Here is a 23,959-nt window from a genome sequence, read left to right on the forward strand (position 1 = left end):
ACGCCACCGGCGCCCGCGGAACACCACAATCCAACGCCACACCAGGGGAGGGGCATGGCATGCGACGACTGTTCGACATCACCGTGGCCGCGGTGGCACTGGTTCTACTGGGACCGGTACTGCTCGCGATACACGTGATGATCCGCGCGACCATGGGTGGACCCGCGTTGTTCCGTCAGACCCGAAGCGGCCTACACGGCCGCGACTTCGAGATCCTGAAGTTCCGCACCATGCTCGACCCGCGATATCCGGACGAACCCGACGCCACCCGGATCACCCGGGTCGGGCAACTCCTGCGCACCACGAGCCTGGACGAACTGCCGCAACTGATCAACGTGTTGCGTGGGGACATGGGCATCATCGGCCCCCGGCCGACGCTGCCGAGCCAGGTCGTGCACTACAGTCCGCGCCAGCGCGGCCGACTGGACGTGCGCCCCGGCCTGACCGGCTGGGCCCAGGTCCAGGGCCGCAACGCGCTCAGCTGGCCGGTACGGATCGAGTACGACCTGTGGTACGTGCGCAATCGCGGCGCGCGGGTCGACCTGGTCATCCTGTGGCGCACCGTCGGGGTATTGCTGCGCCCGTCCGGGATCACCGCCGCCGGCGGGGTCAACCCGGGCTTCCCGGTGCCGGCCTCGGTCGAGGCGGGCGAGCCCGGGACGCAGCCGCGCCCCGGGCCCGTACGTACTCCGCGTACCGACGCGTTCCCGCTGCCCAGACCCATCGTCTGGAGCGGGCCGATCACCCACTCGCCGGTCGACCCGACCCGCCTGCTGCCCCCGCAGCGGCACGCGGGAGACTCGCTGGCCGAAGAGGTGTCCTGAGGCCGAGGCGACACCGAGACGCACGAATGTCCGTGCCCGATCGTGGGGATCGAGCACGGACATCGTCGTTCCCGGCCGAGCGCCGAGCGCCGAGTGCCATGCGTCGGGCGCCGACTGCCCGGCGCCGGCCGCGTCTTCGGATCAGCCCGTGCAGCTCGCCTGGACCTGACCGGCCGCCAGGTGCGCACCCGCGGTGCCGCCCCAGTCGACGCCGCGCGTGACCAGCTTCACCGCGACCTTGCCGTTGGCCACCGGGAAGGTGCCCGCATTCACCCAACGGCCCTTGTTGTTCACCTGGTTGACCTGGAACTGGGCGTACCAGGCACCGGTCTTGTCGTCGTCGCGCGAGCGCAGCACGAAGTACTGCGCCGGGTTCCCGCCCACGTCACGGCCGTTGCCCGAGGGCACGTACACGCTCAACTGGCAGCGCTTGGAGGCGTTGCCGACGTCGAACCACCACAACACGCGCGCGCTCGCGTCGTCCTTGTTCTTGTCCCCGGACATCGGCACCGCGTCGAACTTTCCGTTGCAGCCATCCTTGTTCCAGCCGCCGCTGCCCACGGTGTACCAGCCCTTGGAGCCGTCGCTGTAGCGGCCGACCTCGGCGAAACCGCTTGCGCCGTTGTTCGCGCAGCCGTAGCCCGAGGTGCCCAGGAAGGTCTGCTTCGGGGCCAACGAATCGGGCTGCACCGGCGGCGGCGCCGGCTTGTTGCCGGATCCGCCCGGGCTGCCGCCACCGGGCGCGGGCGCCGTGCCGCCCCCGCCGCCGGGCGAACCCGTGGCCGGGTTGCGCGCGTCGGGCGTCGAACCGCCGCCGCCGAACGTGCCGGTCGAGCCGCCCGCCGCCGACCCGCCGCCACCCGACGCGCCCCCGCCGGGGGAGCCGCCGTTCGGGTACGGATAGCCCGGCGGGTACGCCGAACCGCCGCCGGGTGTGCCGGCGCCGGTCGGGCCGGGGTCGCCGGCCGAGTCGCCGGTGCTGCTCCCGGCGCTCGGACCGCTCTGCGGCGCCGCCCCGCCCCCGCTCGGCACTACCTCCACGGGCTTGTCCTGCATGGGCGCGGCCTGCGCCACCGGCTTGCGCCGAGCGCCGTCGTCGCCGCCGAGGTCGATCGCGGAGACGACGGTCACCGCCGCCAGCCCGGCCGCGGCCAGCACCGGCATGCCCAGGCTCACGGCCCAGACCCGGCGGCCGGGCCGCAGCGGTCGCATCGGCGTGCGCACCGAGCGGGCGAACGCGCGCTGGAAGTCCGCGTTCGGGTTGGGTGGTTCGGCCATGTTCAGCCTTTCGGAGTCGGTTCGGCCGCCCGGGCGGGATCGCCGGCGGCCGGAACGAGATCGGGGAGGTCGGGTGCGCGCAGGGAGACCAGATCCTCGGGGGTCACCTCGACGATGGCGGAGATGCGTCGGGCATGCCGTTCGGTCATCTCCTGGAAGGCCTGCCGCGCGGAACGCCCGTTGCCGAACCGCCGGTCGCGCGGGACCGAGTCGAAGTAGGCCAACAGGCCCGCGCGTGCCGGTTCGTCGAGGGTGTACTCGTAGGCCGCGGCCTGGTGTTCGACGATGCGCACCAGATCCGCCGACGCGTAGTCCTCGAACACCACGGTGCGGTTGAACCGCGAGTCCAGGCCGGGATTGGAGTCGATGAAACGATGCATCTCGTCCGGGTAGCCGGCGACGATCACCACGATGTCGTCGCGGTGATCCTCCATCAGCTTGACCAGTGTCGCGATCGCCTCCTGCCCGAAGTCGCTGCCGCCCGCCGACGTCAACGAGTACGCCTCGTCGATGAACAACACGCCGCCCAGCGCCTTGCGGAAGATCGCCGTCGTGCGTGGTGCGGTGTGCCCGACGTACTCGCCGACCAGCGCACCGCGATCGGCCTCCACCAGGTGACCGCGCGAGAGCATGCCGAGCGCGGCCAGGATCCGCCCGTACAAACGTGCCACGGTGGTCTTGCCGGTACCCGGATTGCCGGCGAACACCAGGTGTCGACTCAGCGGCGGCGGGGTCAGCCCGGCCTCCTCGCGGCGGCGGACCAACTGCATCAACTGCACCAGGGTGGCCACATCGTGCTTGACCCGGGCCAACCCGACCAATTCCTCCAATTCGGCGAGCAGCGTGTCCAGATCCGCCGGTGCCCGATCCGTGTCGTCCGCCGCGCCGGAGCCCTCGGCGAGGCCGTTCGGACCCGCCGGCAGCGTTGTACCCCGGCCGGACACCAGGACCTCGGCGACCCCGTGGGCCACGCAGTCCGCGAACACCGCCGAGGTCTGCTCCGGGTCCTCGATGGTCGCATCGCCCGGGCAGTCCCGGAATGTGCACGCGCGCAGCACGGGCGCCGCGCCGGCGGCCACGTAGACCGCCGGATAGGCCGAGCCGCCCAGCACACAGTTGGTGAACTCGCCGCCGGCGCCACCCTTGAGGTACACCCCGTTCTTGCCCGCGCCGGTCAGCGCGCCGGCCCGGACCACGGGCGCCGCGTCCGTCCACACCACCATCGCCGAACCCGCGCTGTCCGTGACCGCGCAGTCCTCCAAGACGGGCGCCGCTCGTTCGTGCACGACCACCCCGGCGGTGCCGGCGCGGGCGACCCGCACCCGGCGCAGCGTCGGCCGGGCGTGCGGTCCCACCTCGATCCCGGCCCGCCCGGTGGCGGCGAACGTGGCGTCCTCGACCTCCGCGTCGATCCCCTCGTCCACGCGCAGCCCGATCCCGCAGCGGTGCGCCGCGGATGCGTGCAGCCGGGCGGTGCCGGTGCCGCCGAGGTGGATCCCGGTCATCTCGGCGGCGCGCACCAGCAGGCCGGTCGCGGTCACGCCCGCGGCGCCCGCCACGCACAGGCCGTGTTCGGGGGTCGGGCCGAGCACGACGGCGGCCAGTTCGCCGTGCGCGTGCTCGTCCAGGTGTACGGCGGTGAACGCGGTGTCGGCGATCACGACGCCGTCCAGGCCGATCCGGGCCGACCCGCGGGCGAAGACGCCGTTGGCGCCGGTGGCCCGGATCAGGCCGCCGACCAGGTCGAGGCGGGACTCCTCGTCGGCGACCGCGCCGCTGAGCGCGGCACCGACGATCTGGCAGTCCAGCACGTTTGCCGAGGCCTGCCCGATCGCGGCCACCCCGGAGGCCCCGGCGCGGTCGACCGCACTGCCCCGCATGGTCAACTTCGCGACACAGCGCACCAGTACCGCGTCCTCGCCGCTGTCGGTGCAGCGGCAGGCGTCCAGGCCGGCCGTCGCCTCGTTCTCCACCAGCACGGCGTTGTGCGTGCAGCGCACGAACGCGCAGCCGCGCACCTGCACGCTCGCGGTGTCCCGCACGTTCAGGCCGACGCCGGCCTCGGTGACCACCGAATCGGCGAGGGTCACCGTGGCCGACCCGGTCAGGAGCACACCCGCGCCGTCCACCGCGCAGATCCGACACCCCGTCATGGACAGGCGCGCGTCGTCGGCCACCGACACTCCGGCCACCCCGGCGGCCGATATTCGGCAGTCGTTCAGCCGGACCCGGGCGGTGTCGGCGATCTCCACCCGGCCGCCCAGGACGCGGCAGTCGTCGAAGGCGACCTCGGCGCCACCGGTGACCCGCACGGCCGGTGCGGCCGCGTCGGCGGCGATCAGGACCACCCCCTCGACCCGGACGCCGACCCCGCCGCGCACGGTCAGCGCGACATCGTGAGCACCCGTCAGGCGCACGCTGCCGGGCCCCTGTTCGGCGACCAGGACCACCCCGCGATCGAGCACGACATGCTCGCGGTACTCGCCGGGGGCGACCAGGACGCGGCCGCCGTCGGGCGCGGCGCCGATCAGTTCTGCGATGGTGCGACCGGTGGTGACGGGGCGACCACCACGCTGGGGGCGGTCGCCGCGGGGGCCGCGATTGCCGCGGTTGCCGAACACACTCACGGCTTTTGTCCGTTCTCGGGCGTGGGCGGGTAGAGATACTTCTCGTTCAGCCCGAGCGCCTTTTGGAAGAGCTTGTTGAGCTGGGCGTCGATCAACTTCTCACCGAACTTGATGCCGAGGTCCAGGATCCCGGACTTGCGCCAGAACCGCCCCGCCGCATAGGCGTCGTAGGCGAACTTGAACGCCCCCGGCCCGAACGCCGAACCGGCCAGCGAGCCGAGCGCCGCGACCCCGCCGAACTTCAGCGCGTCCAGGCCGTAGTGCTTGACGCCGTTCTTGTCGCCGAACACCGCGGCGTTGATCGACCCGTTGACGAACGCGACGATCGGATTGACCGCAAGTCCCAGGCTGTACTTGTACATCCCCGAGCGCCAGCGCAACGCGGTGTCGAAGTTGGACCAGTCGGTCTTCCAGTTGTCGCCGAAGTAGGGGTTGGTGTTGAACGGCTTGCCGAAGTCGTTGGCGGTGAGCCCGTCCTTGAACTGCTTGGGGGAGAACGACCCGGGCTTCAGCTTGAGTTCGTGGAAGCGGGCCATCAGACCGGCGAACGACGCGGAGACCGCCGAGTTGAGGAAGATCTTCCCCCAGTCGGCACCGGAGATGCTCCCGTCGTTGATCCACTCGGTGATCATGCCGGCCAGCACGGAGAAGCCGAAGTCCTGCATGAACTCCATGCCGACCTTGGTCCACACCTTCTGCTCGAAGGTCCACTCCGCCGAGCCGGTGACCCGGTCGTACGCACCCCAGTGCCGCCGGTTGCTGTCCGCCAGAGCCCTGTTGTAGCCGCGGAAGTCGTTCAGCGCGCCGGGATGATCCACCCCGCGCCCGACCAGTTTGAACCGCGAGTCGACGCCCTTGGCCAGGGCCTTGTCGGGGTGCAGCTTGGACTCGATCCGATTGATCAGGCTCGGGTCCGCGGCCTGCGTCTTCTCGAAGATCCGGGTGGACAGGCCCTGATGGACCACGAGGTCGCCGTCGACGTCGTAGATGCGCTGCTGGAGATAGGCGATGTCCTTCTCCAGGTAGCCCACCGGCTGCCCACCGTGCGTGATCGGCTCGTACGAGCGGATTTTGGTGCCGTTGCGCACGTCGTCCCAGTGCCGCGGATCGGCCCTGCCGTCGGTGACGTGATACTCGCGGATCGCGTCGCCGCGCCCCTCGCGCAGGGTGTGCACGTTGCCGTCGGCGTCGGTGAACTCGTCGTACCACCCCTTCGCGCCGGCCTCCATGTGCCGCACGTCGCCGACACCGGGGGCCGCCTCGACGGCGCCGTCCCGGCCCCTGACCGTGGTCCGGTAGTTGCCGGCGCCGTCTCGCTCGATGATCGCGGTGCGGCCGTCGGCCAGCGACTTGCGCTCGTAGACCAGTACGTCCCGCCCGTCGATCCGGGCGAAGTCCTTGAACGCGTCGTCGAATCCCTCACCCCACATCTGCGCGCCGGCGCGATTGGTGGTGCGGGTGCCGGTGGTCGGTCCCTCGAAGGGCGGGTTGCCGGGGCCGGCCTGTTTGGTCCAGGTGAACTCGCCGTCCGGTCCCTTGCGCATGTGGGCCTCGAGGAAGCCGCCGGGGATCTCGTCCCGACGCGCGACCAGTTGGCCGAAGCGGTTGCGATCCACCCAGGCGCCCGCGTCGCCCGCGGTGCCCGGATACTCGCGCACCGTGCCCTTGGCGTCGATGGTCTTGCGGACCTCGATCGTGCGGGCCTGGTCGGCGTAGTCGATCCAGCCCCGGTTGTCGTCGAAGACCCGCGGCCCGCCGCCGGTACCGCCCACCTCCCGCCAGGTGCCGCTGCGCCCCGGGACGTCGGCGGTGAACTCGATCTTGCGCCCGTCGGCCAGGACCCGACTTTCCCGCACCAACTCGCGGTTCGCGGTGAAGTCCTGCCAGGTGCCGTCCAGACGCTGCACGCGCAGCGTGCGGGCGGTGGTCTCCGCGCCGCTCTTTTCCGAGACGGTCCAGTACCGGTACAGCCGACTGTCGCCGGTGACCGGGTTGCCGGGGAAGTCCACGTGCCCGGGGAAGAACGGGGTGTTGAAACGTTGTTGCCAGATCCGCCGGACCTTCAGCTCGGTCTCGCCGAACTTGGCGAAGGTGGCCGCCTCCTCGTTCACGTAGTTGCGCTCGATGGAGTACTTGAACTGGTCCGCCGGTCGCGCGTTCGCGTCGAACGTGAACTGCCGGGTGCCGCGGGCCTTGTCGGGCGCGGAGAAGAACTTGTCGCCCTTCATGCTGCCGCGCATGGGCGCGAACCGCTCGAAGGCGACGAGAGGGCGGTCGGCGTCGGTGAGCCGGTGGAATCTGCCGTCGGGTAGCCGGACTTCGGTGACCCGGGCCCGGAAGCCCAGGTTCGGGTCCACCCGGTATTCCAGCCGTCCCTTCGCCTGAAGCGCGCCCTCGGCGTCCCACTTTTGCCACTGCCAGTCCCGTAGGCCGCCCTTCTCGGCGACGAAGCGGCCCCCGTCGAGCTGCGGGAAGATGTCCCGGACCTTGCCGCCGAACAGGTGTCGGGCGTTGAGGTCGAAGACGCCGTCGATCACGTCGTACGCGGTGGTGTCCCAGCGCACGTATCGCCGGCCGGTGGCGATCGTGCGACCCTCGCCGGTCTTGTCCACCCACCGCCACTTGCCGGCGTGGTCGCGCATCGCCTCGATCCAGTGGCCGTCGACGACCGACGGGTCGCGGGTGTACACGATGGTGCCGTTGCCGTCGGTCAGCGTGCGGATGCCCTTGTACTCGCCGTTCGGCCCGGCGGGCCACTGCTCGACGGTGCCCTTGCGGAAGGGCATGTGTTCCCAGCCGAGGTCGTGGCCGAGCGGGGCGTTCGGGGGGCGTACGTCCTGCCAGGTGCCGTTCGTGTGATCGATCCGCCGAACGACTCCTGGGATGGGACCGTTCACCGGGTATTCGAGCAGCCGATGGTTCGCCAGGTCGGCGCTGTCCCACTTCTCCCAGGTGCCGCGGAGCCGATCGGTGACCCGGAAGTGGGCGGTCTCACCGACCCGTTCCCCGACGTGTGTGACCTTCCCGCCGTGCACGGCGCCGTTTTGGTCGATCCGGAAGGAATCGCTCGCCCATACCTCGAAGTCGCGGTTGCCGGCCGTGGGCGGACCCTCGAAGACCTGGTATCGCCGGTCGGTCAGCCGGCGGGCGTCCTTGAACACCTCGGGCGCCGCGTCGTCCGCGCCGCGCGGTCCCCAGATCTGGAAGTGGTCGTCGCCGTCGTTGGTGACCCGGAAACGCTCCGTGGCCCGAATGCGGGTTCCGGTCCGGAGCGGGACGTTGTCCGCGCCCCAGACCCGGAAGCCGTCCAACCGGCCGTGTGCGGCCCCTTCGTACACCTGCCAGGTGCCGTCGCCCAGCGCGTACCCGTGCTGCGTGGCCGGCGGCCGGACACCGTTCGCGCCGGCCGGCCCATGGATTCGGAACCGCTCGGCGCTCCCGCGCGGCCCCTCGAACACCTGGAAACGATCCCCACCGAGCGCGTACCCGTCCTCGCGTACCGGATGCACACCGGTGTCGGGGTCCCGGGGTCCCCAGGTCTGGAAGTGCTCGTTGCCGGTGTTGGTGACGTGGAAGTCGCCGGTGGCCGCGCGGTATTGGGCGTGTTTGAGGATGGTGCCGTTGGTGTCGGACCAGATCTCGAAGCTCTGTCCGGGGGCGGAGTGAGGGCCGGCATGGACGTGATACGTACCGTCGGATTGGGCGCGGGCGTCCCGGAGGAGGGGGTGGGCGCCGGTGTCCGGGTTGCGGGGTCCCCAGGTCTGGAAGTGGTTGTCGCCGACGTTGGTGACGTGGAAGTCGCCGGTGCCGGAGCGGAATTCGGCATGTCCGAGCAGCGTGTCGTCGGCGGCGGAGCGGATCTCGAAGTTGCGTCCGGGGTCGGTCGGGGGCCCGTCGTAGACGTGATGCGTGCCGTTGCCCGGGACGTGCACGTCGCGCAGGACCGGGTGGGCGCCGTCGGCGCCGCGCGGTCCCAGGATCCGGAAATCGCCCGCCGGACGGTTCGCCAGGTTCTCGACCCGCCAGGTGCCGTCCGGAAGGCGGTGCGCCTCTCCCAGGACCGGATGGAGGCCGGTGTCGGGGTCGCGGGGTCCCCAGATGCGGAAGTCGTCGCTGCTGCCGCGAGGGCCTTCGTGGACGTGGAACGTGCCGTCCGGTCCCGGGTACGCGGTCCTGAGCACCTGCTCGTCCGCGTGCGCCCAGATCTCGAAGCCGTTGCGGTCGCCCGGCGCGCCATCGGTGACCCGGAAGGTCCCGTCGTCCGAAAGCCGCGCGTCGGCGAGCAGCGGGTGGGTGCCGTCGGCACCCCGAGGCCCCCAAATCCGGAAGTCGCCGTGATCCGTGGTGACCGTGAAATTGGGTCCCCCGCCGCGGAGTTCGCCGGTGGCGAGGCGCGTGCCACCGGTGTCCGCCCAGATCTCGAAGGAGCTGTCGGCCCCGAACCTGCCGTGGAACACCTGGTAGGTGCCGTCGGGCAGGAGATGGCCGTCGTGCAGCAGCGGCCGTGTCCCGCCCGGGCCCATCGGACCCAGCACCTCGAAGTGGTCGACCGTGTCCCCGGTGCGGAACATGTGCACGACGGGATCGTTGTGTCCGACGACGGAGCCACTTTGCGGCCACGAATCGGGCACCCGGATCCGCGCGTCGAGCGCGTACTCCACCGGCGGCATCCCACCGGGCAACCCGCGCAGCTTCGACATCGCCTCGGCGACCGCGGGGGCCGCGTGCAGGGGATCCACGCCCCACGCCTTCAACGCCGTGGTGGCATCCTCCAGGGCCAGACGGGCGTTGGCCCGCTCCGCGGTGGCGACCATCAGTTGGGCCCGCACCGTGCCGGAACTGGTGTCGCCGGTGAGCAGTCGGGTCCGCAGCCCCTGCTCGGTGGTCGCGGCCCGGTCGAACGCCTGCTTGGCCCGGGAGTAGTCGTGCCACGCCTCGAACCGCGAACCGGGCAGTCCCTGCGTGGACTTGCCGCCCGGACCCGGCCCGGTCGCCACGTCGTCCAGGGCCTTGGTGACGACCGTGCGCTGCTCCGCGCCGAAGTTCGCCAGTGCGTTCGGCGGCAGCGGTTCGCGGCCGAGCCCGACGGGCGGCGGAGGCGGGGTGGTCGGGGTCGCCGGCGGCGGGGGAGTGTGGCCGACCGGCGGCGGGTCGGCCCGCATCGGGATCTTCTCGCCGACCAGCGCCGACACCGTGTCGATCGCCTTCTGCCCGCCCGCCAGGTCCGGCCGCAGGGCACCGGCGGAGTTGCCGCCGGCGAGGTCGACCGGGGTGAATCGGGCCGAGGCAGCCGGGAGTTGATCGCCGGTGCGGGATCCGCCGGCGAGCAGGTTGAGTGCGTTGTCCTGGTGCAGGGCGGACACGCCCGGCCCGATCGGCGTGACCGGCGGCACGGATGGGGGCGGGGGCGGGGTCGAGCCGCCCTTGCCCGCGCCCGGCGCGAGCAGGTCGAAGACGTCGACCTTGACCGCACCCGCACCGGCGCCCGCCCCCGCGCCGATTCCGACCCCCGCGTTGGGCGTGTGTACCGAACCCGCCGTCTGCACGGAGTTCGGCGCGTGCACCGACGTCGGCGCGCCCGGCGCGTGTACCGCGTTCGGCAGGGTCGGCGCCGGTACCGCGTTCGCGACCGTGACCTTGTTCGTGAGCGCGTCGGTGTGCGTCGCCACGAATCGGTCCATGCCGGACGTGGTCAGCGTGGTGTCGCCGTGGGTCAGCCGGCGGATCTCCGGCAGCGGCGTCATCCGCACCTCCTCGCCGACACCGATCGCGCTCTTCGTGAACGACTGGGTGCTCTCCACCGCGCCGCCGAGCGTGTGCGGCGACAGGGCGCCCACGTCCAGGCCGCGCAGCGCGGATGTCCCGCCCACGGCCTGGTTCAGCACGTCGTGCAGCGAGTTCCACTGGAGTTGCGGCGTGACGCCGTGCCCGATCGTGGTGCCGAGCGTCTGCAGACCCTCGTGCCCGAGCAGGGTGTTGCCGAAGCTGTACACGCCGAGCCCGTGGTGCGCGGTGTACAGCCCGCTCGCGGCCGGCACGAACACGGCGGTGTCGAACGAGCTGCCGAGCCTGGGCATGTCGTGCAGCCCGAAGCCGGTGAACGAGGACAGGTCCCGGCCCGCGCCGAGCCCCGGCGGCATCGGCAACTTGTCCAGGGTGTGTCCGCCGATCTTGCCCGCGGTCCCGGCCGCGGCCGGCGGCACGGCCAGCCCGGCCCGGATGAAGTCCTTCTGGCTGCCCAGGACTCCGCGCTCCCAGAAGCCGATCTTCAGCGCCCGCGCCAGCCCCAGCTTGGCGATCTCGTCGCCGGCCACCGGCAGCAGAATGCCGAGCGAACCCCAGCCCTTGAGTTCGGCGAAGCCCTTCTTGCCCACCGCCCATGCGGTCTTGCCGACCCACACGATCGCCTTGAACGGCAACACCAGCAGCTTGCCGACCAGCACCCCGCCCTTGAACGCGAGCGCGCCGGTGAGCAGACCCGCGTACGCGAGCGCGAACCGCCAGCCGGACAGGTTGAATCCCTTGAGGCCGGTGCTCAGCAGCGACAGCAGGTTGCCGGCGCCCTTGAACAGGTTGACCGCACCCTTGCCCAGACCCACCAGGAGGTTCTTCAGGCCGCTGAGCAGCGCCGGCAGCAGGGCCTTGGTGGAGGGGAACAGCACGCCCAGGATGTTCAGGAACAGTTCGAGCCCGGTGGCCTTGCCGTTGGCGAAGTCCGCGATGGTCTTGCCCAGCACGACCAGGTTGGCGCCGAAGGCCAGCAGCCCCAGCGGTCCGCCGAAGAGCACGCCGAGCACGGTCAGCACGATGGTGAAGATCTTGAAGAAGTCCCAGAACTCCTCGGCCACCGTCTTCGGGCTGGTCTTGAGCGCGGTCGCGGGAGCCAGCGCCTTGCGGGCCTTCTCCACCGCCTCCAAGTACATCGTCCTGGCCGTGGCCATGGTCGACTTCGCCGCCGCCAGGCCCGGGTCGCCCTCGGGCAGCGGGGCCGCCGCGTTCAGCGCCTCCTGGCCCTTTTGCTGGGCCGCGAGCAGGTCCGTCCCATAGGTGGACAGCGCGGTGCTCGCGATCTGGGTGGCCTGGGCCAGCCTGTCCACGAACAGCTTCAACTGGTCCTTGACGTGCCCGCGCAACTCGGTGGCGGCCTCGCCCATCAGCGGCGCGTTCGCGTCGTCCTGGACCAGCCCGGCGAGTTTGAGCGAGGCGTCGGATGCCTTCTTGGCCAACGCGGCCAGATACAGCGAGGCGTCCCGGATCGAGTCGGGATCACCCGGCGTCTGATCGACCGTGTACCCCAGCTTTTTCAACGTCGTGGTATCGACATTGCGTGGCATGGGCCCTCCGGGCGGAAGTTCGATCGCGTCGGATGTCGATGCTCTCGTGACGGCGGTGCAGCGCATCGGCGATATCGGGACGGGTCGCTGCGGCTCTTTATTCTCCGGCAATCTTGGCCGATGATGAGACGCGGCGCCAGTGTTCGGGCGCGGTGCGAGGCCGAACCCGACGCCGATCTGTCGAATGGAGTTCGCTTTGCCCGATATTTCCCTCGATTACACCGAGCTTCGCAAAATGGCGAGCGCGCTGACGCTGCTCGCCAATACGTTCAAGGAGGACGCGGCGAAGTTCCGTACCTATGGCAGCCAGGTGCCCGGCCAATACGGTACTATCCCGGCCGCGGACATCGGCGGCGTGGCCGCCCCGCTCGGTTCCTTCTATACCGCGTGGTCTGCACCCATGGGCAAGGCGGTCGACGGATTGGGCGCGCTGTCGAAACTCCTCGGTTATGTCGCCGACGGCGCGGAAGCCTGGGACGACGGCGTCGCGGCACAATTCGCGGCAACGCCGGGACGTAATCCGCTGGACCGCTGGATCCAGCAGAAGAAAGCCTGGGACGAATGGCTCAAGACCCACCCGGACGGAAAGCCGAAGGAGGGTGAGACGGCGCCGGAGAAACCGAGCGACCAACCACCCCTGCACTACACGAACACCGACAAGAACGGCGTCACCACCGACGTCACGGTCAAGGTCGACGCCAACTACAACGTCACCGAGCAGACGGTGACCATCACCGACCACGGCACCACCTACACCGAGCACACCACCTACGGCGACAACGGCGCCTACAACACCGTCACCACAGGTCGGGACGGCTCGGTGAGCACCGAGAAGGTCGAGGTGGACGCGGCCGGCCGGGGCACCAAGACGATCACCGACAAAGACGGCACCACGGTCTATACCAACCCGAACATCAAGGACCCCGAGTCCCCATGGACCAAGGTCGTCAAGGAGCCCCCGTACCGACCGCCGATCGGTGGCCATGGCCGGGACCCGAGGTAGCCCGACACACGTCCGCACACGGCCACGCAAGTCCGTGCAGCATTTTCGAAACATCACAACGGCGCAGTGAGGATTCTCCATGGCGAGCGATTTCAAGATTACCTACGACCAGGTGCACACCGCCCAACTGGAAATGAAGAAGGTATCCGACGCGGCGGTCCTGGAGATTCGCCGACTCCAGGGAAAGGTGGACGCGCTGCTGAAGCCCGGATCCGGCCTTTGGCTCAAGCTCAGCAGCGACGAACTGAACACCAAATACAAGACGCTGAGCGCGGACCTGGAAAAGGCGATCCTCAACATCATCACCTTCTCCCAACAATTCGACAAGATTGTCGAGGCGGCGCAGAAGCTCGACTCGTCGATGAAGGCGGCGCTGCAGAAGTCCGGCTGACCGAATCCACCCCCCTGCTCCCGCACCACGAAAAGGATGGGCATGACCACTCCCACCGGCACGGATGTCGATGTCAATATCACCGAGGTCGAACACGTCGCCACCGACATGGTGACCAGTGCGAAAAGCACACAGGACGCATTGCAGAGTCTGCGGGGCGTCGTGACGGCATTGCTGAACCCCGACGGTGGCCTTTATCTGCGGAAGACCAGCCCGCAGATGACCCAGTCCTATGACGAGTTGACCACTTCGCTCGACAAGGCAATGGTTTCGATCAAGCAGTTCAGCGACACCTTCCAGGTCGTGGTGAGCAATTTGCGCAGCCTCGACGGCGAGGACGTCAAGCCGCCGCCCGCCCACACCACCTGACCCGGCCCGCGGTTCCCGCGTGGATCGACCACCGGGAACCGCGCCGCCGCTCTCCCGCGCCCCCCGCCGTCATTCGGCGGCGGGGCGCAGTTGTGTCTCCGGCACCAGCACCGGAGCCAGGAAACCCTTCCGGTCCCGGATCCAGGCATGGCCGATCCGCAGCGGCTGCCGAACCCGCTCGGTGGGCAACCGGGCGCCGATCAGATCACCCTCCCCACCGAGCTGCGGCGACAGCAAAATGCCCTGCCGGTTGCGCCGGACATCGCCCAACCACCCGCTGAGCGACTGCAACAACGTCTCGGCCGTCGCCGCGTACGCCAACCCGATACCCCGGTCGCGGCCGGAACCGATCACATCGCGCAGCGCGTACCCGACCATCGACCCCATCTCCGACAGCAGATCCGCGTCGTCGATCAACACCACCGCAGGCCCCGCCAGTTCCGCCACCGCCGCCGAGGTCCGCGAGCCGTCCGAGTCGGCCCCCTCCACCAGCGTCACCAACGGATGCGCCCGCAACAGGCGCAGCGGCGAATCGCGCGGCGTGATCGCCACCACCCGGGTCCCGCTCGCCAGCAGCGACACCGCCATCGTCGCGAGCGTGTTGCTGCGCCCACTGCCGGGCGGCCCGACCACCGCGAACGTGTGCTGCGCGTCGGCGAAATCCGCGCCGACCGCGCCCACCGCGTCGCCACCGATCCCCAACAGCCCCCACAGCGGGCGGCGTTGCTCCTCACTCACCGCCTCGTACGCCTCGGCGAAGCTGATCGAGGTGGGCAGCGGCGCCAGGACGAACGGCCGCCGCGCCGGATCCACCCCCGCGTCCCGCTCGCGCGCGTCCGCCGCGATCCGGCGCAGCGCCTCGACCTGCTCCCGCCCGCTCTCACCCGGACCGAGCAGACACACCTGCGCCTCCGTCCACGAACCCGACACCAGGATCCGCCCCGGCGGCATCGACCCCGGGATCGCGGTCCGCGGCACCCCCGCGCCCGAATACTCGGCCCGATCGGCCAGCCGCAACAGCACCATGTCGTCGTTGACCGACGACAACCGCCCGTTGATCAACGTGCGTTCCGAGGTCATCACCAGATGGATCCCCGCCGCCGCGCCCTCGCGCAACAACCGCACCACCTCGTTCATCACCCGGCCGTCGTCGTACTCGTAGAGCGTCGGCGCCAGCGGATCCCACCCGTCGATCAGCAGGAACACATGCGCCGGACACCCCCGCGCGTCGCTCGCCCGCAACTCGGTCAGATTCGCGCACGCCTGCCGGGACAACAGCTCCTGACGGCTGCTCAACTCCTCGCCGAGCCGGGAGATCAACCGGTCGATCCGGCTCAGGTCGTTGCGCGGCACCACCGTGCCGCAGTGCGGCAGATCGGCCAGCACGGCCAACGCCCCACCCCCGGCGTCGATCGCCTGGATGTGCACCACACCGCACGAGTGCCGCCGGGCCAGCGCCGCCGCCATCGTGCGCAACAACTGGCTGCGCCCGGTGCGCGGCGCGCCCACCACGAACAGGTGGCCGAACGTGCTCGGATCGAGCAACACCGGCTTGCGCGCCTGGAGATGCGGCACGTCCTCCATCGCCCACGCCACCGGCTCCAGCGCACCGGGCGGTCGTTCTGCGCCGGGCGCGGCCGGCGGCAGGTCCGCCGGCAGCACCCGATGCGGCAGCGGGTCCAGCCACGGGCTCGGCGGCTTGACGAAGTCCGGCAGGGCCGCTGCAGCCGCCGAGATCGCGGTGACCAACTCCTTGAGGTCGGTGGTCGGTTCGGCGTCCCCCGGCTGTGGTTGCGGCTCGACGTCCACCTCGACGGCGGGCGGACGCGGCCGACCCAACCGGCTCCAGGACAACACCGAGGTCTGCGGCCGTACCGGCTCCACCGGAGCGGGCAGCGCCCGGATCGCGTCGGGATCGGCCTTGGTGTCCACCCGTTCGGTGCCCGCGTACGCGGTCTGGAACGGGATCACCGTGTGATGCGAGGTCCGGGCCAGCGCCCGGCCCGGCGTGGACGAGGAGATCGCCACCGCGTCCTTGGTGTCGATCACGTCCGAACTCTCCCCGGCATCGGTCACCCGCAACGCGATCCGCAGATTCGTATTGGCCCGGATGTCCGCCGTGATCACCCCGGCCGGACGCTGCGTGGCGAGCACCATGTGGATCCCCAGCGAACGACCGCGCTGGGCGATCCCGACCAGACCCGGGATGAAGTCCGGCACCTCGCGCACCAGCGTGGCGAACTCGTCCACGATCAACAACAGTCGCGGCAGCGCGGGCAACTCCGCGTCCCGCATGCGCTTGCCCCGATACTCCGCGTGGTCCTTCGCCCCAACCATCGCCAACAGCAGCTCACGCCGGGTCAGTTCGGCGCCGAGGGAGGCCATCGCCCGATGCACCAGTTGGGCGTCGAGGTCGGTGACCATACCGAGCGTGTGCGGGAGTTCGACGCAGTCCTTGAACGCGGAGCCGCCCTTGTAGTCGACCAGCACGAAGGTCAACTCGTCCGGCCGGTTCGCCGCCGCCAGCGCGGCCACGAACGACTGCAACAGCTCCGACTTGCCCGACCCCGTGGTGCCCGCGATCAACGCGTGCGGACCGTCGAGGACCAGGTCGAACGAGACCGGGCCGTCGTACCCCGCGCCCAGGAACGCCCGCGTGGACGCGGGTCGCCGCCGCCAACGCTCGCCGATCGTCGCCGGGTCCGGCGGATCCAGCGCCAACAACTCCGGCAACAACACCCGATCCGGCAGTGCACCCTCGTCCGGCGAGGTCACGTCCCGCACCGGCGCCAGCGCCCGCGCGATCGACTCGCACCACGCCGGCGTCGGCAGATCCGGCCGCACATCGGCGACCGTCGGCGTCCCGTGCCGGCGCAACGTCGCGACCGGACCACGCCCCTGCCCCGCGTCGGCGAGGCCGATCACCGCCGTGCACTCCTGCGGCAGGAAACGTTCCTCGGTGTCCACGCAGATCGAGAACACCCGTACCTGCGGGCCCTCCTGCAACACCTGCGTCATGCCCGGGATCTCCCGCAACCGCCGGGCGCCGTCCACGACCAGCACGATGTCCGGCTCGGCGAACACCGCGTTGCGCAACAACGTCTCGGCGGCGGCCCGGCGCGCCCGTACCACCTGGACCAACTCCGCGACCCGCGCCGCGATCGTCTCCGGATCGCTGCCGAGCAACACCTCGGGCCCGCCGGGCACCATGCCGCGCGCATGCGGCAACCAGGCCAGCCACCCCCACTCCTCGGCCCCCGCCGCCCCGGTGAGCAACCGCACCTGCACATCGCGAGGACTGTGCAGGATCGCCGCCTGCGCGACCAGCCACCCGGCCATCCGCAACGCCGGCCCACCGGGCCCGGCCACGCCGAGTACACCCTGCTGCGGCAGATCCACCGCCGTCGGCACGTCCGGCACCGTCCACGACGCGCGCCGCTCCAACGACTGCGAATCGGGATCCTCGACCTCGTTCAGCGAGGTGTGCGCCGACGTGCCCACGCGCAACACCAGATGGTCCGGATCGACCCGGCGCCGCTCCCACAACCGCTGCCCCGGGCCGGTGGCGAACAGACCGGTCGTCGACGGGTCCGGGATCGCGTCCACCCGTCCCCGGCGCTCCACCTCCGTACTCGCGGCCACCTCGGCCAGCACCTCCGCCTTGCGCACCCGGTAGGCGGCCAGGTCCTTGACGAACTGCTTGCGCCCGCTGCGCCGCGAGGATATCCAGTTGGCCAGCGCCATGATCGGGCTGAAGATCGCGAAGATCAGGAAGAAGTAGGAGTGGAAGACCTTCACCATGACCAGCCCGAGCAACATCGGCGCGAGCGTGACCAGCATCGGGAACGGCTGCCGGAACGAGCCGCGCGGCCGGGTCGGGATCCGGAACCGGCCGCCCTGGACCGGCTCCACGATGCGCGGGGGCCGGTTGAAGTCGAGGCCCGCGCCGTCGGCCGAGGGCACGATGTCCGCGCCCGCGTCGAACGGCGCGGCGGGGCGCAGCAGTACCGGGCCCACGGTCAGGCCCACGCCGAGGTCCCAGGCAACCTCGTCGACGATCGGCGCCTCCGGGTCCGGCGGCGGTTCGTCGGCGAACTCCTTCTCCTTGGGGTCGACCGGCCGCTCGGGCGTGTCCTCCTTGGTCCGGTACACCCGCCCGAGCCGGAGCGCGCTCCCGGCCGGCGCGGCGACCCGCACCCTGCCGTTCGGGCCGACCGTGACCCGGATGCCGTGCGCCGGTACGCCGGGTTCGTCGATCCGGATCGCGCACTCCGGGGCCGAGCCGATGTCGTAGGTACCCATCGGCAGCGGCCAGACCCGTCCGGCCCCGGGCCCCGCCGCGAGGTGCAACTCGGCGAGCGGCGGATCGGGGCACGGGGGCGGCGCGGCGGGGGCCGCCCCGAGCGTGAGTTCGCCACCCTCGCGGATGCCGCAGGCCGACAGGGGCTCGTCGGGGTCGAGCACGGTGTCCGCGAGCCGACAGGGCAACCCGGGCGCGCCCAGGTCGTGCGTGTCGGCGAGGTGTTCGAGCAGATCCCGAACGGTGCTCTCGGCCGGCGCGTCGACCAGAATCGACTCCCGCCGCCCCCGCGCGGGCTCGGACACGGTGATGGTCAATCGCATGGGATCGCCTCCAGAAGCACACGGACGACGGTCACGGCCGGGCGGGGTTGATGGGCTGGGCGGCGAACTCATCGGCCCCGAGCACGTCGGACGCGACGGGGGGCTCGGATCCGGTGGTTGCCGGGGGCTCGGCGGGGGGCTCGGATCCGGCGGTTGCCGAAGGTGCTGCGGGTGGTTCGGTGGGTTGGTGGGGTCGGCGGGCCGAGGCGAAGGCCGGGGGCCGGCGGCCGGTGGTGGTTGCGGCCGGTGGCCTTTCGGGGGTCGGTGGCGCGGTCGGCGATCCGGTGTTCGCGGATGCCGTGGGAGTTGCGGTCGTGGGACGCGGCGAGGCCGCCGGAGTCGGACGGTGGGTCGCTTCGGGTGCGGGGGAGGCCGAGACCGCCCCGCCTTCGGAGCGGAGATCGACGTCGGATCGCCGCTGACCGGCGGTCGACGGCGACACGCGCGATCGAGCCCGCCCCGGAACCCCCGCATCCGCGGCGGCGGTCGCGGACGCCGACGCCGAAGTGCCTGTCGACGCGCCGGCAGCCGCAGGACCCGCAGGGCCCGACGCGGACGCGGCAGCCGTGGCGGCACCGCCCGAGGAGGCCCGCGTACTCACCCGCCCGTCGCCCACGCTGCCCGCCGAGCCGGACCCATGCCCGGCGGATCCACGGCGCCCGCCGGCGGACTCCGCCCCGCCCGGCTCCACCGCCGCAGCGGCACCCCCGACCGGGCCACCGTCATCGCCCACACCCGAGCCGGCGGCGGGGTCACCGCCGGTCCGCGCGCCGACCGCACCGACCGTGGCCACATCGCCGACTCGGCCGGCCCCGCCGGCGCCGGCCGTACCGCCTCCCAAGCCGGCCGCGCCCTGTGCACCGATGGGCGCGATCACACCGTCCGCCCGGTCCAGCGCGCCGCCGCCGACATCCGTGCCGTTTCGGGACGAAGCTCCCGCACCGACCCGCACGGGCGCGGCGTCCGCAACTCCCGCCCGCCCCACACCCGTTCCGCCCACGACCCCCGGCACCGGCCGGCCCGTGTCCGCCGCAGGCGGCGTCGTGCTCGGCGGGTTCACCGTCGGCCCCGTCGGGCGCCCCGACCGGATCACGCGGGCCACCGCCCGCGCCAGGCCGGCCGTTTCGACCGGACCCAGACCGTCCGCGGCCGGCAACACGCCGAAGGCGTCCGGACGCAGGCTCAGCCGCCGCCCCCGCACCTCCCCGAGGACGAGCACCGTACGTCCCGGCCGTGCCGCGAACGCCGCCGGTTCACCCGCCGCCTCCGGAGCGGGCTCGGCGCACACCAGGACACGTACCGCCGGATCGGCGGCCAGTTCGGCCGCCGACCGCCCGGCGAACCCCGGATGCACACCGTGAGCCACGCCCACCACACCCGAGGGCAACCGCCGAACCAGCTGTGCGGTCAACGCATGGCCCAGATCGGTGCCCGCCCGGTCCCCGGTCACCGTGACCACCGGCCCCACCGCCGCCGCATCCAGCAGGACCACATCGCTCCCGATCAACCCGACCACGATCGGCAGCGGCCCGACCTCCGTCGGCTCTGGCATCCCCAGATCGGCCACCGCGGCCGTCCACACCAGCGCGTCGTCGGGGTCCACCGTCCAGGGTTCCGCGACCTCCGGCGCCCGGACCGCCGCGAGCCGTACCGCCACGCGCTCGCCCGTCAGCACCACCGCCCACGGCCGTGCCCCCGCCGCCCGGGCCGCGCCCAGCGCTCGCGCGGCCCGTTCGAAGGTCTCCGGCGCACCCAGATGCCGGGCCAGCACCGCGACCCCGCGGCGATCCCGTCGCCAGGCGAGGAATGGCGCGGCGAACGCCCGCCCCGTCGCGGCCACCTGATGCCCGAACCCGCGGAACAGGCCGCGCGGGCCCGCCCGTCGGGACAACACACGCAGCAACACCGCGACGAGGATCACGAGTTCGAGCAGGGCGAGCCAGCCCACGCCCCGGTTGCCGCTCCAGAAGTCCGCGCCGAAAGGATTGGCGGCCGTCGTGCTGCTGATCGTGCCCTCCCACTGAACAGGTGATACCGGGGCCACCCGGAGATCAGTGGGCATTGAAGCAGTCGCGCAGCGTATTCGAAAGAGCCGACGCAGAATTTCGAGTTGGGCTTTTCGGAACCATCCGACACCGTTTCGGGGGCATGGCGAGACGTCGGTTCACCGCGCCGGCCCGGCGGCCGGCCGGTCCCACGCCCGCCTGATGACAGGGCAGTGACCTGCACGTACAACGGGATGTCGGGGCTCGTACCCACCCGAACGGCAGACGGCCCCCCGGACCGTCCGTCCCGCCTGTTCTCATTCTCTGGAAAATCCCGCAACGAACTCGAAACGGGATTCCGGCAATCCTGCACGCAGATCGACAAACCTGCGAATCGACGTGACATTCCCCTTGCCTGGGAAATAGGTGCGCCCGTGGTGCGGCGATTCCACAAAATAGACGGGGACCCGCCTCGACGTGACGGATCTGAGCTTCATCTGAGGTTTCCCGAGCATAGATCGGGTGAAGCGGGCAAGTCGCGCAAAGCCCTCAATCAGGCTGACCCGGACAAACCGCGACCCCGGCAACTTCGGTCGTCGGCCGCCTCGTTCACCCGATCACGCCGGGAAAGACCGCGCCCGCGCTATGAAGCCCCCACCGCCGGAACCGCCCGCACCCGCGCGTCCGGCCCCGCCGTCGCCACCCCCACCAGCGCCCCGACCGCCGCCAACACCGCCGGAAACTCGGCCACATAGTCCATCGACGCCTGCACCACGAACGCCGTGAAGGCCACCGATCCCACCGCCACCACCGCCGGCGACCGCGCCGAGCGCCACAACCGCACGTACACCCATCCCACCACGGCGACCAGACACAGCGCGCCGGGGATGCCCTGCTCGGCGCTCTGCCGCAGCCACATCGAATGCGCCGAGTGCACATCCGCGTCCGAACGCACTGTCGGACTGTTCCGTACGAACGTGCCGGGACCCGTCCCGCGCACCGGGAAACGCTTCGTCAGATGTACGCCGTCGCCCCACAGTTGCACCCGACGCTCGGTCAACCCCGCCCGGGCGGCGCCCTCGACGCCCTCCGTCCGCGTACCCAGCGCTCCGAGGACCACGGTGCCCAGCACCACCCCGGCCGCACACAGCGCCGACAACGCCACGACCGTGCCCCGCCGCCGCACCAGCGGCGCCAGCAGCGCGGTCGACAACACCGCCAGCGCACCCGCCGCCGCGGCCACCGACCGCGTCGCGAACGTACCCACCACCAACACCCCGGCCAACACCAGGAGTCCGGCCCGCCACCGACCCGACACGGCGGCCAGTGCGGCCAGACACGCCGCCCCCACCCCCTGCGCCACCAGCGCGCCGTCCGCGTTCCCATAATCCAACGGCGGCGCCGTCGCGTCCCCACTCACCGCGTCGGGCCACACCACCAACATCACCGTCACCGCGCCGGCGAGCATCGCCGGCACGGGTAACGCGAACCGCCCGCCGCACAGCCGCCCCAGCACGTACGCCCCGGCCACGACCGCCAACGCCAGCAGATACCTCCCCGGCGCACCCACCCGGTTCGCCGCCGCCACCGGAGTCCACAACGCCGCCACCGCGATCAGCGCGGCACCCGGCGGATCCAATCGGGACAGATATCGCGCCCTGCCGCGGACCCGAAGGTCGCCTTCTTGGTCAGTACTCACCGCACCATTCGCTTCCACTCGACGATCCGGGCCCGTCCTGCCGCGCCCGCGACCGCGTTCGTGCCCACGCTCGCGTTCGTGTGCGCCCCACCCCGACCGCCCGGCGGTGCCAGGATGTCCCCCATGCAGCTCTACATCTGCGGAGCCGGCGGCGTCGGCCGCGAAGCCCTCGACACCGCGCTCGCCGCCGCGCTCACCGTCACCGCGTTCCTCGACGACGCCCGCGCCGGCGAACAGGTGCGCGGACTGCCGGTGTTGCGCCCCGACGAGGCCGGCGGCGGCGAATATCTGGTTGGCATCGCCGCGCCCGCCGCCCGGGCCCGGCTCGCCCTCCTGCTGGAGCGGCGGGGCCTGCGCCCGGCCACCCTCGTACATCCGCGCGCGGTGATCGCGCCGGAGACGGTGCTCGCGCCCGGCTGCCTCGTCCAGGCCAACGCGTACGTCTCCAGCAGTGTCACCCTCGGCCCGCACGCGCAGGTCCACTACAACGCCACCATCGGCCACGACACCGTGCTCGACGCGCGCGCCACCGTGTACCCGGGCGCCAACATTTCCGGCAACGTGCACCTGTGCGCGGGCGCCACCGTCGGCAGCAACGCCGTCGTCCTACAGGGCCTGACCATCGGCCCGGACGCCTTCGTCGGCGCGGGCGCCGTGGTCACGCGCGACGTACCCGCCCGCACCACCGTGGTGGGCGCACCCGCCCGCCCCCTTCGCACACCCGCCGACGACTGACCCGCCCGACCACACCTCAACCAAGCCGCGACCGGAACCACTCGACCGTCCGGGCCAGCCCGTCGCGCAACTCGACGGGCTCGGCCGCCGGGAACAACGCGCGCAGCCGCGACCCGTCCGCCTGGGAGTCCCGCACGTCACCGGGCCTGGGCGAGGTGTGCTCCACCTCGACCGCATGCCCGAGCACATCCGCCAACAAGGCGATCAGCGCGTTCAACGAAGTCCGGGAGCCGAAGGCCAGGTTGACCGGGATGTCCGAGACCACCCGGCGCAACACCGCATCGGTCAACACCGCGCACACACTGTCGATGTTGGTGAAGTCGCGCGTCTGTTCGCCGTCGCCCTGCACCGACAGCGGCCGACCCGCCAACGCCGCGTCCACGAAGCGCGGAATCACCGCGGCGTACGCGTGATCGGCCGGTTGGCCGGGGCCGAAGACGTTGAAGAACCGGAACGGCAACACCGGCAGCCCGTAGCAGTTGCCGTACGCGATCAGATACGCCTCGGTGGCCAACTTGCTCACCGCGTACGGGCTCAGCGGCGCCGTGCGCATGTCCTCACGCTTGGGCAACTCGCGATTCGCGCCGTACACCGACGACGAGGACGCGGCCACCACGTGGATGTTCCCGGCCCGCCGCGCCGCCTCCAACACCTCCAGGGTGCCCGTCGCGTTGGCGTGGTGGCTGGCCAGCGGTGCCTCCACCGACCGGGGCACCGACGGCAACGCGGCCAAGTGCACCACCGCGTCCGCACCCTCGAACGCGCGGTCGAGCAACTCCGGTTTCAGAATCGAGCCCTGATGCAACGTCACCTTCAACCCGGTGAGGTTCGCCGGCGACCCCGTGGACAGATCGTCCACCACGTGCACGTCGCGCACCACATCGTGACCCTGCAACGAGGCGGCCAGATTCGCGCCGATGAAACCGGCACCGCCGGTGATCACTACCTTCACAAAGTCCCCCCGGACCGTCGCGCCCTACCATCCCCACCCGAGCCGCCGATTCGAACTCCCCGGGCCCGACCCGGAGTCGCCCCACCCCCGGCTTCCCGCACTGTACCCACGGCCCGCTGCACGAGAGGGCAAAACCCGG

The 23,959-nt window shown here is 71.4% G+C and carries 12 protein-coding genes; 5 read left to right on the forward strand and 7 right to left on the reverse strand.

Going from position 1 to position 23,959, the window contains the following annotated elements; translation table 11 throughout:
* Nucleotides 1-59: 59 nt before the first annotated feature.
* Nucleotides 60-824, forward strand: coding sequence for a sugar transferase (locus ACWGR4_RS03120; protein WP_379997200.1), 765 nt, complete (start codon nt 60-62; stop codon nt 822-824).
* A 141-nt stretch (nt 825-965) separates the two neighbouring features.
* Here the strand turns inward: ACWGR4_RS03120 and ACWGR4_RS03125 are convergent, their stop codons facing one another.
* Genes ACWGR4_RS03125 through ACWGR4_RS03135 form a run of 3 tightly spaced genes read right to left on the reverse strand, consistent with a single transcriptional unit; the run spans nt 966 to nt 12,063 of the window.
* A complete protein-coding gene (locus tag ACWGR4_RS03125) occupies nt 966-2,102 on the reverse strand; it encodes a hypothetical protein (protein ID WP_452130332.1) in 1,137 nt (378 codons plus the stop codon).
* Between the two features lie 2 nt (nt 2,103-2,104).
* Nucleotides 2,105-4,729, reverse strand: coding sequence for a right-handed parallel beta-helix repeat-containing protein (locus ACWGR4_RS03130; protein WP_452130333.1), 2,625 nt, complete (start codon nt 4,727-4,729; stop codon nt 2,105-2,107).
* Nucleotides 4,726-12,063, reverse strand: coding sequence for a hypothetical protein (locus tag ACWGR4_RS03135; RefSeq protein WP_452130334.1), 7,338 nt, complete (start codon nt 12,061-12,063; stop codon nt 4,726-4,728). Before ACWGR4_RS03135 ends, ACWGR4_RS03130 begins: the two co-directional genes overlap by 4 nt.
* Nucleotides 12,064-12,259: 196 nt before the next feature.
* On the opposite strand from ACWGR4_RS03135, the gene ACWGR4_RS03140 reads away from it, so the two are divergent.
* The 3 genes from ACWGR4_RS03140 to ACWGR4_RS03150 all read left to right on the forward strand — a co-directional run bounded on the left by ACWGR4_RS03140 (nt 12,260) and on the right by ACWGR4_RS03150 (nt 13,826).
* Nucleotides 12,260-13,066 carry a hypothetical protein gene (locus ACWGR4_RS03140; RefSeq protein WP_452130335.1) on the forward strand — a complete coding sequence of 269 codons (807 nt, stop codon included), beginning with the start codon at nt 12,260-12,262 and terminating at the stop codon, nt 13,064-13,066.
* A gap of 79 nt (nt 13,067-13,145) precedes the next feature.
* Nucleotides 13,146-13,457 carry a hypothetical protein gene (locus tag ACWGR4_RS03145; protein ID WP_078974492.1) on the forward strand — a complete coding sequence of 104 codons (312 nt, stop codon included), beginning with the start codon at nt 13,146-13,148 and terminating at the stop codon, nt 13,455-13,457.
* Between the two features lie 42 nt (nt 13,458-13,499).
* Nucleotides 13,500-13,826, forward strand: a complete 327-nt coding sequence (locus ACWGR4_RS03150; RefSeq protein WP_379997210.1) for a hypothetical protein — start codon at nt 13,500-13,502, stop codon at nt 13,824-13,826.
* 69 nt (nt 13,827-13,895) lie between these two features.
* On the opposite strand, the gene ACWGR4_RS03155 is transcribed toward ACWGR4_RS03150, so the two are convergent.
* From ACWGR4_RS03155 to ACWGR4_RS03165, 3 genes are all read right to left on the reverse strand, one after another.
* On the reverse strand, nt 13,896-18,449 hold the full coding sequence (locus ACWGR4_RS03155; protein WP_452130336.1) for an FtsK/SpoIIIE domain-containing protein: 4,554 nt from the start codon (nt 18,447-18,449) through the stop codon (nt 13,896-13,898).
* Nucleotides 18,450-18,480: 31 nt separating this feature from the next.
* Complete coding sequence (locus tag ACWGR4_RS03160) at nt 18,481-20,511, reverse strand: hypothetical protein (protein WP_452130337.1); 2,031 nt, start codon at nt 20,509-20,511, stop codon at nt 18,481-18,483.
* Between the two features lie 566 nt (nt 20,512-21,077).
* Nucleotides 21,078-22,133, reverse strand: a complete 1,056-nt coding sequence (locus ACWGR4_RS03165) for an O-antigen ligase family protein (RefSeq protein ID WP_452130338.1) — start codon at nt 22,131-22,133, stop codon at nt 21,078-21,080.
* Between the two features lie 123 nt (nt 22,134-22,256).
* Here ACWGR4_RS03165 and ACWGR4_RS03170 point away from each other — a divergent pair, with 123 nt between their 5' ends.
* Nucleotides 22,257-22,868 carry a NeuD/PglB/VioB family sugar acetyltransferase gene (locus ACWGR4_RS03170; RefSeq protein ID WP_452130339.1) on the forward strand — a complete coding sequence of 204 codons (612 nt, stop codon included), beginning with the start codon at nt 22,257-22,259 and terminating at the stop codon, nt 22,866-22,868.
* A gap of 16 nt (nt 22,869-22,884) precedes the next feature.
* On the opposite strand, the gene ACWGR4_RS03175 is transcribed toward ACWGR4_RS03170, so the two are convergent.
* Entirely contained in the window at nt 22,885-23,820 is a 936-nt protein-coding gene (locus ACWGR4_RS03175; RefSeq protein WP_452130340.1) for an NAD-dependent epimerase/dehydratase family protein, read from the reverse strand.
* Nucleotides 23,821-23,959: the final 139 nt, after the last annotated feature.

Source organism: Embleya sp. NPDC055664, from assembly GCF_053618075.1.

Excerpts from the sequence above, each read along its gene's own strand:
- ACWGR4_RS03120 (WP_379997200.1), top strand. The coding sequence starts at position 60 with ATGCGACGACTGTTCGACATCACCGTGGCCGCGGTGGCACTGGTTCTA.
- ACWGR4_RS03125 (WP_452130332.1), bottom strand. The coding sequence starts at position 2,102 with ATGGCCGAACCACCCAACCCGAACGCGGACTTCCAGCGCGCGTTCGCC.
- ACWGR4_RS03135 (WP_452130334.1), bottom strand. The coding sequence starts at position 12,063 with ATGCCACGCAATGTCGATACCACGACGTTGAAAAAGCTGGGGTACACG.
- ACWGR4_RS03145 (WP_078974492.1), top strand. The coding sequence starts at position 13,146 with ATGGCGAGCGATTTCAAGATTACCTACGACCAGGTGCACACCGCCCAA.
- ACWGR4_RS03150 (WP_379997210.1), top strand. The coding sequence starts at position 13,500 with ATGACCACTCCCACCGGCACGGATGTCGATGTCAATATCACCGAGGTC.
- ACWGR4_RS03155 (WP_452130336.1), bottom strand. The coding sequence starts at position 18,449 with ATGCGATTGACCATCACCGTGTCCGAGCCCGCGCGGGGGCGGCGGGAG.
- ACWGR4_RS03160 (WP_452130337.1), bottom strand. The coding sequence starts at position 20,511 with ATGCCCACTGATCTCCGGGTGGCCCCGGTATCACCTGTTCAGTGGGAG.
- ACWGR4_RS03170 (WP_452130339.1), top strand. The coding sequence starts at position 22,257 with ATGCAGCTCTACATCTGCGGAGCCGGCGGCGTCGGCCGCGAAGCCCTC.